At 69.2% G+C, this 13,352-nt stretch carries 10 protein-coding genes and 1 tRNA gene; 8 read left to right on the top strand and 3 right to left on the bottom strand.

Translation table 11 applies throughout. From position 1 onward, the window contains the following. The first annotated feature begins 168 nt into the window (after positions 1-168). The 3 genes from DDE10_RS13750 to DDE10_RS13740 are packed head-to-tail and all read left to right on the top strand — an operon-like array spanning position 169 to position 2,197. Positions 169-993: a TPM domain-containing protein gene (locus tag DDE10_RS13750; RefSeq protein WP_114953349.1), complete on the top strand. Its 825-nt coding sequence runs from the start codon at positions 169-171 to the stop codon at positions 991-993. Beyond that, positions 993-1,667, top strand: coding sequence for a TPM domain-containing protein (locus tag DDE10_RS13745; protein WP_432653731.1), 675 nt, complete (start codon positions 993-995; stop codon positions 1,665-1,667). The genes DDE10_RS13750 and DDE10_RS13745 overlap by 1 nt, the downstream gene beginning before the upstream one ends. Next, positions 1,664-2,197, top strand: a complete 534-nt coding sequence (locus DDE10_RS13740; protein ID WP_114953348.1) for an NUDIX domain-containing protein — start codon at positions 1,664-1,666, stop codon at positions 2,195-2,197. The genes DDE10_RS13745 and DDE10_RS13740 overlap by 4 nt, the downstream gene beginning before the upstream one ends. A gap of 19 nt (positions 2,198-2,216) precedes the next feature. Here the strand turns inward: DDE10_RS13740 and DDE10_RS13735 are convergent, their stop codons facing one another. Beyond that, positions 2,217-2,495: an ETC complex I subunit gene (locus tag DDE10_RS13735; RefSeq protein WP_114953347.1), complete on the bottom strand. Its 279-nt coding sequence runs from the start codon at positions 2,493-2,495 to the stop codon at positions 2,217-2,219. Positions 2,496-2,586: 91 nt separating this feature from the next. Here DDE10_RS13735 and DDE10_RS13730 point away from each other — a divergent pair, with 91 nt between their 5' ends. From DDE10_RS13730 to DDE10_RS13715, 4 genes are read left to right on the top strand one after another with little or no spacing between them, the layout of a single operon-like run. Further along, the gene (locus DDE10_RS13730; RefSeq protein WP_114953346.1) at positions 2,587-4,815 is read left to right on the top strand and encodes a xanthine dehydrogenase family protein molybdopterin-binding subunit; all 2,229 of its coding nucleotides are present in this window, start codon (positions 2,587-2,589) and stop codon (positions 4,813-4,815) included. Beyond that, positions 4,812-5,819: a ferrochelatase gene (hemH, locus tag DDE10_RS13725; protein WP_114953345.1), complete on the top strand. Its 1,008-nt coding sequence runs from the start codon at positions 4,812-4,814 to the stop codon at positions 5,817-5,819. Before DDE10_RS13730 ends, hemH begins: the two co-directional genes overlap by 4 nt. A 32-nt stretch (positions 5,820-5,851) precedes the next feature. Further along, on the top strand, positions 5,852-6,574 hold the full coding sequence (gene phbB, locus DDE10_RS13720; RefSeq protein ID WP_114953344.1) for an acetoacetyl-CoA reductase: 723 nt from the start codon (positions 5,852-5,854) through the stop codon (positions 6,572-6,574). 13 nt (positions 6,575-6,587) lie between these two features. Next, positions 6,588-6,818: a ribbon-helix-helix domain-containing protein gene (locus DDE10_RS13715; RefSeq protein WP_114953343.1), complete on the top strand. Its 231-nt coding sequence runs from the start codon at positions 6,588-6,590 to the stop codon at positions 6,816-6,818. 19 nt (positions 6,819-6,837) lie between these two features. On the opposite strand, the gene DDE10_RS13710 is transcribed toward DDE10_RS13715, so the two are convergent. Both DDE10_RS13710 and DDE10_RS13705 read right to left on the bottom strand, forming a co-directional pair. Continuing rightward, positions 6,838-11,544: an NAD-glutamate dehydrogenase gene (locus tag DDE10_RS13710; protein ID WP_114953342.1), complete on the bottom strand. Its 4,707-nt coding sequence runs from the start codon at positions 11,542-11,544 to the stop codon at positions 6,838-6,840. A gap of 265 nt (positions 11,545-11,809) precedes the next feature. Further along, positions 11,810-13,114, bottom strand: coding sequence for a PAS domain-containing protein (locus DDE10_RS13705; protein WP_114953341.1), 1,305 nt, complete (start codon positions 13,112-13,114; stop codon positions 11,810-11,812). Between the two features lie 138 nt (positions 13,115-13,252). On the opposite strand from DDE10_RS13705, the gene DDE10_RS13700 reads away from it, so the two are divergent. After that, a tRNA-Thr gene (locus tag DDE10_RS13700) sits at positions 13,253-13,328 on the top strand. Positions 13,329-13,352: the final 24 nt, after the last annotated feature.

Here is a 13,352-nt window from a genome sequence, read left to right as displayed (position 1 = left end):
CCATCCGCGGCCTTTTCTTCTCACGCTGGCCGCGGCGGCAGAGATCATCGATCGCGACATGCTCCCGCAGTCGAGGGCTGGGCGGCCGGCCCTGGCAATCGAGAACGCGACGCGCGCCGTCGTCGCGACGTTGATCGATCACGAGCGGGAACCTAGGCAGGGGCGGCCATGATTAAGCGGTTCTGCCTCCTTTTCCTTTTGGTCCTCGCGGCGCCTGCTGCGGCCCAGGATTTTCCCGAGCTCTCGGGAAGGGTCGTCGACCAGGCGAACCTGCTCGCCCCCGAGCAGGAGGCGGAGCTGACCCAGCGGCTGGAAGCGCTGGAGCAGGCATCGACCCGCCAGCTTGTCGTCGCGACGGTGAGCAGCCTCGGCGGCTACGATATCGCCGATTACGGCTATCAGCTCGGTCGCCACTGGGGAATCGGCCAGGACGAGGCCAATAACGGCATCATCCTGCTGGTCGCGCCGAACGAGCGAAAGGTGCGGATCGAGGTCGGCTACGGCCTCGAGCCGATCATGACCGATGCCTTGTCGCACCGTATCGTCGAGGACCGGATCCTCCCGCGCTTCCGCGACAACGACTATCCGGGCGGCATCCTGGCCGGTGCCGGCGCGATCATCGAGCAGCTGCAGGCACCGCCCGAACAGGCCGAGCAGCGTGCGCTGGAGGCGGCGCAGGCCGGCGGCGCCGACGCGGAGGGCGGCCCATCGATCTGGCCGATCCTCTTCTGGATCGTCGTGCTCGTCTTCGTCGTCATCCCCTTCATCGTCCAAGGCGGTGCCAAGGGCCGCAAATATCGTGGGCGAGGCCGGCGCGGCCGGCGCGGGGCGCCGATCGTCATCTGGGGACCGGGCAGCTGGGGGAGCGGAGGCTCCTCGTCCGGGGGCGGCTGGGGCGGCTGGGGCGGCGGCGGCGGCGGATGGGGCGGCGGCGGCGGCTTTTCCGGCGGCGGCGGGTCGTTCGGCGGCGGCGGCGCCTCGGGGGGATGGTGATGGGTCGATTGAGCGCGGAGGACCACAAGCTCGTCACCGATGCGGTGGCGCGGGCGGAGCGCGAGAGCGAGGGCGAGATCGTCACCATCGTCGCCGACCGCTCGGACGCCTATCACGATGTCGGCCTCCATTATGCGGTGCTGGCGATGCTGGTCGTGCCGGCGGTCATCGCGCTGGTGCCCGTGACATGGATCGATTGGGCTGCGGCGCTGACGCTCGGCTGGAACGCCGAGTTCACGCGCGGCGGGCTGATGCTGGCCCTGTTCGTCCTGCTCGCCTTGGTCTTCCTGGCGGTTCGCTTCCTCCTCGTCTGGCGGCCGCTCCGCATGGCGCTGACGCCGGGGCGGACCAAGTCGCGGCGCGTGCATCGTCGTGCCATCGCCCTGTTCCGCACCGGCTGCGAGATGAAGACGCGCGGCCGCACAGGCATCCTCATCTATCTCTCGCTCGCCGAGCACCGCGCGGAGATCCTTGCCGACAAGGCCATCGCCGAGAAGGTCGAGCCGGAAGTGTGGGGAGACGCGCTGGAGGTGCTGATCGACGAGGTGAAGGCGGGACGCCCCGGGATCGGCATGGCACTGGCGGTGGAAAAGGTCGGCGGCGTGCTGGCGGGCATCCTCCCGCCGACCGGTCAGGACCGCAACGAGCTTCCGGATCGGCTGCTCGAGCTATGAGAGACGATTCCGCGGCTCCGGAGGAGGTGGTCTGGGAAGGCCGCTTCATCGCCGCCAAGAAGCGCGGCAAATGGGAATATGTGTCTCGCACACGCGGGGTCAGCGCCGCCGTCATCCTCGCCGTCGACGAAGGCCGGGTGATACTGGTCGAGCAATTTCGAGCGCCGTTGCAAGCGCAATGCCTGGAACTTCCCGCCGGGCTCGTCGGTGACGATGTCGACGGCGAGGAGGCCGAGGCTGCCGCGATCCGGGAGCTGGAGGAGGAGACCGGCTATCGGGCCGAGCGGATGGTCGATCTCGGCCGCTTCCATGCCTCCCCGGGAATGTCATCGGAGGCCTTCACTCTGCTCCGCGCCGAGGGGCTGACGCGGATCGGCGAAGGGGGCGGGGTCGAAGGCGAGGACATAATCGTCCACCTCGTCCCGCTCGCCGAGATCGCCGCCTTCGTCGCCGCCAAGCGTGCGGGCGGTTGCGCCATGGACGTCAAGCTTCTGCTGCTTCTCACCGGCGGATTCGTGCCGGCGCAATGACACCGCCCCCGTCAGGGCGTCAGCGGAAATTGTCCGCGTAGGACTGGAGCTTCAGCCGGGGCAATGCCGGCGGAACGACATGATGGTCGATCCCATGGCGCTCGGCATAGGCCTTGGCCGCATCGAGGCTGGGGAAGGTAAGCTGTACCTGCTCCTGAGTATCGGCGCCGCCGGACCAGCCGGTGAGCGGATCGGCACGCTTGGGGCGGCGCGATTCGAACTCGAGCACCCACTCGTCGGTGCGCGCCTTTCCCGACTGCATCGCGTTCTTGTAGCGCTGGTAGATACGTGCGGCCATGTTCGCTCCCGGATGCGAGCAGCGAATGGCGAAAAGCCGCCCGGGAATCAAGCTCTAGCCGCCGCCCGGACGGCCCTCTATCAGGCCCTGGATGGCGCGGGACGGCGACAGTCGCGGAATAAGCCGGCGCACGCTGCTGGTAGGCGGCGGCGCGGGAATCGGGCTGGTCGTCGCCTGGGCGTTCTGGCCGCGTGTCTATCGTCCCAATCTTCGCGCCGCCGAAGGCGAGACGATTATCAACGCCTTCCTCAAGATCGCCGCCGACGGCCGCGTCGTGGTGGCCGTGCCGCAGGTGGAGCTGGGACAGGGCGTCTATACCAGCCTCCCGCAAATTCTCGCGGACGAGCTCGGCGCCGACTGGCGGACGGTCTCGGTCGAGCCGGCGCCGATCAGCCCGCTCTACGCCAATATGGTCCTTGCCGAGGAGGCCGGCGCGGAAAGCGGCTTCCCCGCGCTGTTCGGCGTCGATCGCTGGTCGGCGCAGCAATATGCGACCCGGGAGGCGCTGATGCTGACCGGGGGCTCGACCTCGATCCGAGCCTTCGAGGCGAGGATGCAGGAGGCGGGTGCCGCGGCCCGGGCGCTGCTCAGCAAGGCGGCGGCGAGGCGATGGGACGCCGACTGGGAGAGCCTCGACACCCGCGAAGGCTTCGTCTGGCGGGAAGGCGATCGCATTCCGTTTTCGCAATTGGCCGAAGCCGCCGCGGGCGAGGAGCTGCCGCCCGATCTGCCGATCCGCGGCGGTGCCGACAATCGGCTGGTCGGCCAGCCGCTGCCGCGCCTCGACATCCCCGCCAAGATCGACGGCACCGCGATCTTCGCCGCCGACGTACGGCTGCCCGACATGGTCTATGCTGCCGTTCGCAGCGGTCCGCGCGGAAGTCGCCGGGTGGCGATGGACGCCGCCGCCGCCGACGCGGTATTCGACGCGCTGACGGTGATCGAGCATGCCGACTGGCTGGCGGTGGTCGGCGGCAATTGGTGGGCGGCGGCTAGGGCGCTCGACGCGCTTCAGGCGCGCTACGAAGTCCCCGCTGGCCTGCCGTCGACCGCAGACATTCCCGCAGCCCTGGCCGCCGCGCTCGATGAGGGTGAAGCCGACCGGCGATTCGAGGCCGGCGACATCGACGGCGCCTTCCCCGGCGCCAGCCACGTCACCGCACGCTATGAGGTCGGGCTGGCGCCGAGCGCGGCGATCGAGCCGTTGACGGCGACGGCACGGCTGATCGGCGATCGGCTGGAGATCTGGGCGCCGACCCAGGCTCCGGCACTGGCGCGTGCGGCGGCGGCCCGCGCGGTCGGCTTTGCCGAAGGTCAGGTGACGCTCTATCCGACCCTGGTCGGCGGCGGCTATGGACGCAAGCTCGAGGTAGTAGCGATCGAGCAGGCGGCGGTGGTCGCCGTACGGGTCGGTCGCCCCGTCCAGCTGACCTGGCCGCGGATCCAGGAGATCCAGCGCGACACCTTCCGGCCGCCGGCCGCTGCGCGCATGCACGCCTGGATCGCGCCGGCAGGCATTTCGGCCTGGCAGGCGCGGATCGCCGTGCCGGCGACAGCGGCCGAGGTGGCACGGCGGCTTCGCGTCGCCGGGAGTTTCTTTCAACCGGACGGCGGGCCGGTCGGCGGCGCCGTGCCGCCTTATGCGATCCCGAACCTCGCCGTCGACCATGTGCCGGTCGAGATCGGCATCGATACGGGCGTCTGGCGGTCCGGCGCCCACAGCTACACCGCCTTCTTCACCGAGAGTTTCATCGACGAGCTGGCGCGGGCGGCGGGGATTGAGCCCTTCTCGTTCCGGATGCGCATGGTCGGCCAGGATGCCCGCCTCGCGCGGGTGCTGCAGACGGCGACCGCGATCGGCGGCTGGGACGGCGGCGCCGCCGGCAGCGGCATGGGCATCGCCGTTCACCGCGCCTTCGGATCCTATGTCGCTACCCTGGTCGAGATCGAGGTGACCCGCGAGCAGCGCGTCCGCGTGCTTCGGGCAGTTTGCGCGGTCGATTGCGGCCGAGTGGTCAATCCGGAGATCGTTCGCCAGCAGATCGAGGGCGGCCTCGTCCACGGCATCTCGCAGGCGGTCGGCGAGCCGGTCGAGCTGGCCGGCGGCATTCCGACCGCGCGCACAATCGGTGCCCATCGCCTGCCTCTCCTGCGCGACTCGCCCGAGGTCGCGGTCGAGCTCCTCGAGAGCGACGAGGAGCCCGGCGGGGTCACCGAACTGGCCGTGCCGACCGCGGCGCCGGCCGTGGCCAACGCGCTCTTCTCGCTGACCGGGCGGCGGCTGCGGTCCCTGCCGCTGGTCGTCGGGGCCGTCCGGTGAAGCCACCGGCCGACCATCCCGCCGTCCCGCCAGCCAGGCTGGGCGTGCTGCTGATCAATCTCGGTACGCCGAATGCGCCGGAGCCGGGCGCGGTGCGGCTGTACCTCAAGGAGTTTCTTTCCGACCCGCGCGTGATCGAGATCCCGCAGCTCGTCTGGCAGCCGATCCTGCGCGGAATCATCCTCCCGCGCCGGCCCCGCAAGTCGGCCGAGGCCTATCGCCAGGTGTGGACCGAGGAAGGTTCGCCGCTGGCGGCGATCACGGCGCGGCAGGCGAAGGCGCTGGCCGGCGCCTTCGGGCCCGGCGTGATCGTCGATCATGCGATGCGCTACGGCCGCCCCGCCATCGCCGAGCGGGTCGACGCCCTGTGGGCGGCCGGCTGCACGCGAATCCTGATCGCGCCGCTCTACCCGCAATATTGCGCCGCGACGACGGCCACCGCCAATGACGAGGCGTTCGCCCATCTTCGCCGGATGCGCTGGCAGCCGGCAGTACGCACCCTGCCCCCTTATTTCGAAGATCCGGAGTATATCGCCGCGCTCAAGGCGGTGACCGAGGCCGAGATCGCGGCGCTGCCTTTCGAGCCGGAGGCGATCGTCGCCAGCTTCCACGGCATGCCCGAGCGCACCCTTCATCTCGGCGACCCCTACCACTGCCATTGCCGCAAGACGGCGCGGCTGCTGGCGGAGGCGATGGGCCGCGAGCTGATCGTGGCGTTCCAGTCGCGGTTCGGCCGGGCGAAATGGCTCGAGCCCGCGACCGACAAGGTGCTCGCCGGCCTGCCCGGCAAAGGCGTTCGGCGCGTCGCCGTGCTGGCGCCGGGCTTCTCCGCCGATTGCGTCGAGACGCTGGAGGAGCTCGCGATCCGCGGCCGTGAATCCTTCACCGAAGCGGGCGGAACCGACTTCGCCTATCTTTCCTGCCTGAACGACAGCGCGCCGGGGGTGACGATGCTGAAGCGGCTGCTGGCGCGCGAGCTTGAAGGATGGACAGGGGCGCAATAAGGCCCGGGCCGATAACAGAAGAGGAGAGGATAATGGCGCGAGTTGCAATCGTCACCGGTGGGACGCGAGGCATTGGCGAGGCGATCAGCATCGCGCTTCGCGACGCGGGGGTGACCGTCGCCGCCAATTATGCGGGCAATGAGGAGAAGGCGCGGCAGTTCAGCGAGCGCACCCGGATCAAGGCCTATAGATGGGATGTCTCCGACCTCGATTCCTGCCTGGCCGGCGTCGGCCAGGTCGAGGAGGAGCTCGGCCCCGTCGACGTCCTCGTCAACAATGCCGGCATTACCCGGGACGGCACGATGAAGCGGATGACGCGGCAGATGTGGGACGAAGTGATCGACGTCAATCTCGGCGGCTGCTTCAACATGGCCAAGGCGGTGTGGAACGGCATGAACGAGCGCAAATATGGGAGGATCGTCAATATCGGCTCGATCAACGGCCAAGCCGGCCAATATGGCCAGGTCAATTACGCCGCCGCCAAGTCCGGAATCCATGGCTTCACCAAGGCGCTGGCGCAGGAGGGCGCGCGCGCCGGCATCACCGTCAATGCGATCGCGCCCGGCTATATCGACACCGAGATGGTCGCGGCCGTCCCGCAGGACGTGCTCGAGAAGATCGTCGCCCGGATACCGGTCGGCCGGCTCGGCCACGCCGAAGAGATCGCCCGCGGCGTCGCCTTTCTCTGCTCGGAAGATGCCGGCTTCGTCACCGGCTCGACGCTGTCGATCAACGGCGGCCAGCACATGTATTGAGGCGGGCGCGGCGATGGGGCCGGTGAAAAGATCGATCATGATTGCCGGCCACGCCACCTCGATCAGCCTGGAGCCGGCCTTCTGGCAAGCGCTGCGCGAGGCGGCGGAGCAGGAGCAGCTTCCGCTCAACGCGCTCGTCGCCCGGATCGACGCGGAGCGGATCAGCGAGCCCGATCCCGCCAACCTCGCCAGCGCGATCCGGGTGTGGCTGTTCCGCCGGGCGGCCGGCTGGAGCCCGTCCTGACCGGGACAGACCTTAGGTCTTACCGCGCCAGCAGCACGCGGGCCTGGGTGGCGATCTGGGCGAGCATCGGGGAGGTGGTGACCGTGGCCGCCCGCGCCCGCTCGACGGTGTTGCGGAACTGCTCGATCCGCGGTCCCTGGTCGGCCACCCAGCGCTCGACCGCCGCTTCCGGATCGCTGTCGCGCCGGCCGAGGAATTCGAGCCGCAGCTGCTCGAAATCGCGGGCGAGGCCGGCGGTCAGCAGCCGTTCCCACTGGTCCTTGGCCTGGAACTGGTTGGCCGCATTCTGCGCCCAGTCGAGTCCCAGCGCCTCGCCGAGACGGGTATAGGCCCTGGTCAGCACCACCTCGTCGACACCGATCCGGCGGCCAAGCACGGCGAGGCCGATGCCGGCATTGAGCTCGAACAGCCGCACGATCCGGCCGACCAATTCGGGCGGACCGCCCAGCCCCTCGAGGCCGGACCGGAGAGCGGACGCTTCCGCCAGCGGCTCGGGCCGGAGCAGTTCGCCCAAGCCCGCGGTCAGCTTGTCGAGCCCCGGCCGGAGCCGGTCGACGATCTGACCCGGCATCTCGTCCGGCGACGTGCAGCGCAGCAGGTCGGCGATGTGGAACTGGAGCCCGCGAGAGGCCTGATCGAACAAGGCCAGCCGCGCCTGCTCGGGCATGTCGGTGGCGTCGAGATCCTCCCAGAGATGCTTCATGCCGAACAGCCGCTCGGCGGCGACGAAGGCGGCGGCGGCCTGGCCGTAAGCGGCGCCCTCCTGCTCGGTCAGCGAGAGCGGGGCGATGATGCCGAGGCGGTTGACGAAGCGGTTGGCGATCTTGGTGGCGATGATCTGCTTGCGCAGCCGGTGTCGGAGTATGGCGTCGCGATGGCGATCCTGCATTTGCGGCGGAAAGGCGCCGAGCAGCTCCGGCTCGAGCGTCGGATCCTCGACAAACGGGGCGATCTCGATCGCCGACTGGAGGCGCATCTTGGTGGTCGACAGAAGCACGGCCAGCTCGGGCCGGGTGAGGCCCTGATTCTGCTGGGCCCGGCGCAGCAGCTCCTCATTGCTGTCGAGCCCCTCGACGGCGCGGTTGAGGCGGCCGCTCTCCTCGAGCACCTCGATGACGCGGACCAGCTGAGGCAGCGCGTCGGCGCCGCCGCGCTCCGCGATCGACAGGGCCAGCGTCTGCAGTCGATTGTCCTCGAGCACGATCTCGGCGACCTCGTCGGTCATCTCGGCGAGGAGGCTGTTGCGCGTCTCGAATTCGAGCCGGCCCTCCGACATCTCCCGGTTGAGCGGGATCTTGATGTTGACCTCGTTGTCGGAGCAGTCGACGCCCGCCGAATTGTCGATGAAGTCGGTGTTGATGCGGCCCCCGACCTGAGCGAACTCAATCCGGGCTGCCTGGGTGACGGCGAGGTTCGCGCCCTCGCCGATCGAGCGCGCGCGCAGCTCGGCCGCATTGACCCGGATCGAGTCGTTGCCGGGATCGCCGACATCGGCATGACCCTGATCGCTCGCTTTGATGTAGGTGCCGATGCCGCCGAACCAGAGCAGGTCGACAGGGCTCCTCAGGATCGCCTTGATCAAGGTCGCCGGGTCGACCTCCGGCGCGTCGAGCTGCAGCATCGAGCGGACCTCGGGGCTGAGCGGGATCGCCTTCTGGCTGCGTGGGAACACGCCGCCGCCCGTCGAGATCAGGCTGGTGTCATAGTCGGCCCAGCTCGATCGCGGCAGATCGAACAGACGCTTGCGCTCGATCCAGCTGCGCGCGGCATCGGGGTCGGGATCGAGGAAGATGTGGCGATGATCGAAGGCGGCGACCAGGCGGATCGCCTTCGACAGCAGCATGCCGTTGCCGAACACGTCGCCCGACATGTCGCCGACGCCGGCGACCCGGATCGGCTGGGTCTGGACGTCGATGCCGAGCTCGCGGAAATGGCGCTGAACGGAGACCCAGGCGCCGCGGGCGGTGATGCCCATCGCCTTGTGATCGTAGCCCTGGCTGCCGCCGGAGGCGAAGGCATCGCCGAGCCAGAAGCCCTGCGATACCGCGATGCCGTTGGCGACGTCAGAGAAGGTGGCGGTTCCCTTGTCGGCGGCGACGACGAAATAGGGATCGTCGCCGTCGCGGACGGTGACCTGCGGCGGATGGACGACCTTGTCCTCGACGATATTGTCGGTGACCGAAAGCAAGGCGCGGATGAAGATCCGGTAGGATTCGGTGCCTTCGGCCAGCCAGGCGTCACGATCGGAGGCGGTGGGAAGCTGCTTGGGATAGAAGCCGCCCTTGGCACCGGTCGGCACGATCACCGCATTCTTGACGAGCTGCGCCTTCATCAGGCCGAGGATCTCGGTGCGGAAATCGTCGCGCCGGTCGGACCAGCGCAGCCCGCCGCGGGCGATCGGGCCGCCGCGCAAGTGAATGCCTTCGAGCCGCGGGCTGTAGACCCAGATCTCGCGCCACGGCACCGGCGCCGGCAACCCCGGCACCTGCGCCGAATCGAGTTTGAAGGCGAGCGCCTCGGCCCCGGCCGGCGCGAAGGCGTTGGTGCGCAGGGTCGCGGCGATGACGCCGCGGAAGAGGCGCAGGATTCGATCTTCATCGATCGCGGCGACCGCCGCCAGGCCTCGGTTTATCCGCGCCTCGGCGGCAGCGATCGCCGCGTCGCGATCGCCGGAGAGCGATGGATCGTGCATCGCATCGAACAGCGCGATCAGCCCCTTGGTCACCTCCGGCGCGTGGCGAAGCGCGTCGACGACGGTCTGCTGGGAATAAGACAAGCCGGTCTGGCGCAGATACCGGAACCAGGCGCGGAACAGCACCGCATCGCGCGGCTCCAGACCGGAGGCGACGATGAGCTGGTTGAACGGATCGTTCTCGGCACGAGCCTCGAGCACGGCCGCGATCGCCCGCTCGACCATCTGGCTTCGCGCCAGCACGTTCGAAGCGTGGCCGCCGCCGGCCACGTCGAGCTCGAAGGCGGAGATATGGGCGCCGCCGGCACCGGTCATCGCCGTCGGGACTTCCTCAAGCACCCGAAACCCGAAATTCTCGAGGACCGGCACCGCCTCAGAGAGCGGGATCATCTCGCCCCAGCGATAGGTCTTGAGATGCAGGCGCTCCGCCGCATCGCCTTCGCGGCCGAACAGCCGGACGTCGCGGGCCTGCAGTCCTGAGAGCGCATCGATTCGGGCGACGTCCGCGGCGGCCTCCTGGGCGCCCGTCCGGATCCGATAGCCTTCGGGAAAGCGGCCGAGATAGGTGAGCGCGAGGCGGGTTGCGCGGGTCGGTCCGACCAGTTCCCCAAGCGCCTCCTCGACATTGGGTTCCCAGCCGCGGACCATCTCGTCGAGCCGGCGGTCGAGCTCGGCGACGTCGGGATCCGGGGAATCGGCCGCGACCGACAGGGTGTAGCGAATCAAGGCGAGGTCGCCGTCGCCGAGGTCGACCGCATAATTGTTGATCTCGCCCGACGATGCCTTGGCGATCATTCGGCCGATGGCGATACGGCGCCGGGTGGTCAGCTCGTCGCGCGGCAGCCAGACGAATGCGAAGAGATGGCCTTTCAGTATCGACCGGACGAGGGTCAGGGTCGGCCGCGGCCGGTCGGCCAGCGACATCGCCGTCACCACCAGCGCCTTCACCGCTTCATAGGGCAGGTTGATCAGCAGATCGTGCGGCAGAGAGGTGACGGCGTGGCGGAGCGCCTTGCCGCTATGGCCGCGCGGATCGAAACCGAAGTCGCGGTCGAGCTCGCCCAGGCGCTGGCGGAGTAGCGGCACATCCTCGACCGGAGCGGTGAGCGCCTGGCTGGTCCACAGCCCGGCGTGGACCCCGACGCCGACGATATCGTCGCCCTCGCGGACAGGGACGACGACAAGATCGAGCGGAACCCGCCGGTGCACGCTAGAGCGGCGGTCGGCCTTGGCGATGAGCGGCACCGATCCGCCCCGCTCGAAATAACGGATCGCACCCATGCATCCGCCTTCGTCGGTAGGTTCGCCGGGAAGGCGGAACAGGCCGAGCGCATCGGTCGGCTGGCCGGTCGGCCGCTCGACATGATAGCCGAGCAGCGTCATCGCACCGTCGGCGAACCAGCGCAGCAGCGCCGCGCCTTCCTCGTCGCCGCGGATGAGGTCGGCATCGGCGCGCATTCTCGCCTGCATCGCGGGCCAGTCGACGACCGAGGCCCGGACGTCGGCGAGAACGCGATGCAGCTCCGTCAGCAACTCGCTGCGGCTGCGGGCATCGGCGCGATCGACTTCGATATACATGATCGATTCGCGGCGCTGGGGCTCGTCGCAGAGCGGCTCGACCGCTTCGAGACAGCCATGGCCGTCGCGTCGGACGCAGACGACCGGATGGAGCAGGCGGTGGATGATGAGGCCACGGCCGGCGATCGCCGTCGCGATCGAATCGACCAGGAAGGGCATGTCGTCATTGGCGATGCAGATTCGCATCCGCCGCCGGCCGAGCTGGGTGCCAGCCGATTCGAGCCTGACCAGCGCGATGCCGGGCGGCCGACGGCTGGCGCATTCGATGATGAACTCGGCGGCCTGAACGAAGTCCTCGTCGCCGAACCCTTCCAGCTCGCCGGGAAGCGCGCCCCGCCGGAGCGCCTCGACCAGGCTGTCGCGCAGCTGCCGGTGAAGGGAGTCTCCCGACACCTTGCCGCTGGCGGCGCTTCCGCCGGAAGCGCTCGTGGATCCAGCGACATTGTCCGCACTCATCGAACTCGCTCCTGGTCTTGGCATGGCAGGCCTGGCCCGCATGCCGCGGGCCTATAGACCCGCCCCGGAGCCATGGGCAAGGCGGGCCGGCGGAGGGGATCAGGCATATGTCGCCCGCCCGGCCTGCGCGGCCGCGGGCGGCGCAAGCGTCCGGTGGGCGAGCAAGGCGACAGGGCAGGCCCGTCCATGTCCAAGAGGCCGGCAGGAACCGAATTCAGTGGCTGCGCGACCGCGCGCGCCGCAAGGCGGCACCCGCCGAGCCGGCTTAGGCGGCGCTCTTGCGGATCGCCTGCTCGACCAGCTTCTCGTCGTCGACCGGGGCGACGATGGCGAGGCGGTCCTGGTCGCGCCGCGCGAGCAGGAGGACGAACTCACCGGACTCCGCCGGCAGCGCCACCGTCACCTGGGCAATCGGGGGCGCATGGCGGAGCGCCTCGCGCACTTCCTGCCACATGTCGGGACGGGGCAGCGGACGGCGCGCCTTGCGCTCCGCCTGGACCACGCCTTTGAGGCCGCCGGCAAAGGCTTCCAGATAAGCGGGCAGGGCGCCGGCGCCGAGGCCCTCGCGCTTCGCCCAGGCGAGCGATGCGGCGAACTCGGTGAGGCGGGTCTTGTCGTAGTCGATGCCGAAGACGAGCTTGGCCACCGGGGTCATGGGTGCCCGTGCCTGCGTCTTCACCCCGGCGTCGGCCAGCAGCTCGGCATAGCCTTCGGGATCCGATTCGGCGGCCAGCGCGAAATCATAGGCCTGGCCCAGCGCACGATAGAGGGCGACCCGGCTACGCAGGTCGCTTCCCGCCGCCTGCTCGGCGATTTCGCGCGCCGCGAAGAGGCGATCGGCGAGGGAGGCGTCGTCGGCCAGGTCGGCCTCGGGCGCGGCGGCCTCGTCCGGCCAGAAGCCGAGATTCGGTTCGCCCGGCGCCTGCGCCTTCTCGGCCGAAAGGTCGGCATTGGGACCGTCCGCCCAAACGGGACAGCCGCCGACCGCGGGCGCGGCGGCGATGGCGCGGTCCACCTCCGTCTCCAGAGCATGGGCGGTGGAGCTGTCGGCCAGCTCCTTCCAGTTGATCACGCCATAGATGAAGTCGATCGCCTCGCCGTCGGAGGAGAGAGGCATCAGGATGCCGCGGTAGAGAGTGTTGTGGCCGCGCTGGCCGACGAACTCCGCCTCGAAGCCGATCGGAGCCCGATTGGCGATGATCTGCATATAATGGTCGGTCAGCCGCGACAGCAGGGAGCGCGGCGGCACCTGGCTGATGCGGCGGATCGTCTGGTCGACGTCGCATTCGTACCGAAGCGCGCGGCCGAGGAAGGCGATCTCCGGATCGTGAGCGTTGGTCGAGAAATCGAGCAGGACGCTGTTGCCGCCGAAATCCTCGATCGTATGCGGATCGACGTCGCCGATCGAAGGGTAGGGCCGTCCGTTGAGCAGCGAAACCCAGTAATTGTAGGCGCGCACATGCATGCGCCGCTCATCGACGCCGATCTCCGGCGGGCGCTCGATCGCCGCCTCGTCGTCCGGCGCGTGCGCGACCGCCGCCTCGTCTTCAAAACCCCGCAAGCTGTCCATATATCGTCCTCGGCGCCGCACGTCGCGATTGGGCCGTGGATGCACCGCTCGTGGTTGAGATATGGTTAAGTCTAACCCCGTGAAGGGCGCCGCTTGTCTTCCCAGGGCCCCCCTGATAAGGGCCCGCTTCCGTGGCACGCCGCTTTAGCTCAGCTGGTAGAGCACATCATTCGTAATGATGGGGTCGTGGGTTCGAGTCCCCCAAGCGGCACCACGATCTCCCCAGGCGACCTCCCGT

The organism is Sphingosinicella terrae, from assembly GCF_003347635.1.
Taxonomy (GTDB): domain Bacteria; phylum Pseudomonadota; class Alphaproteobacteria; order Sphingomonadales; family Sphingomonadaceae; genus Allosphingosinicella; species Allosphingosinicella terrae.
This window is presented reverse-complemented; position numbering and strand designations above follow the sequence as displayed.

What these genes read in the sequence shown, in the direction of transcription:
- DDE10_RS13750 (WP_114953349.1), top strand. Translation starts at nt 169, where the DNA reads ATGATTAAGCGGTTCTGCCTCCTTTTCCTTTTGGTCCTCGCGGCGCCT.
- DDE10_RS13745 (WP_432653731.1), top strand. Translation starts at nt 993, where the DNA reads ATGGGTCGATTGAGCGCGGAGGACCACAAGCTCGTCACCGATGCGGTG.
- DDE10_RS13740 (WP_114953348.1), top strand. Translation starts at nt 1,664, where the DNA reads ATGAGAGACGATTCCGCGGCTCCGGAGGAGGTGGTCTGGGAAGGCCGC.
- DDE10_RS13735 (WP_114953347.1), bottom strand. Translation starts at nt 2,495, where the DNA reads ATGGCCGCACGTATCTACCAGCGCTACAAGAACGCGATGCAGTCGGGA.
- DDE10_RS13730 (WP_114953346.1), top strand. Translation starts at nt 2,587, where the DNA reads ATGGCGCGGGACGGCGACAGTCGCGGAATAAGCCGGCGCACGCTGCTG.
- phbB (WP_114953344.1), top strand. Translation starts at nt 5,852, where the DNA reads ATGGCGCGAGTTGCAATCGTCACCGGTGGGACGCGAGGCATTGGCGAG.
- DDE10_RS13715 (WP_114953343.1), top strand. Translation starts at nt 6,588, where the DNA reads ATGGGGCCGGTGAAAAGATCGATCATGATTGCCGGCCACGCCACCTCG.
- DDE10_RS13710 (WP_114953342.1), bottom strand. Translation starts at nt 11,544, where the DNA reads ATGAGTGCGGACAATGTCGCTGGATCCACGAGCGCTTCCGGCGGAAGC.
- DDE10_RS13705 (WP_114953341.1), bottom strand. Translation starts at nt 13,114, where the DNA reads ATGGACAGCTTGCGGGGTTTTGAAGACGAGGCGGCGGTCGCGCACGCG.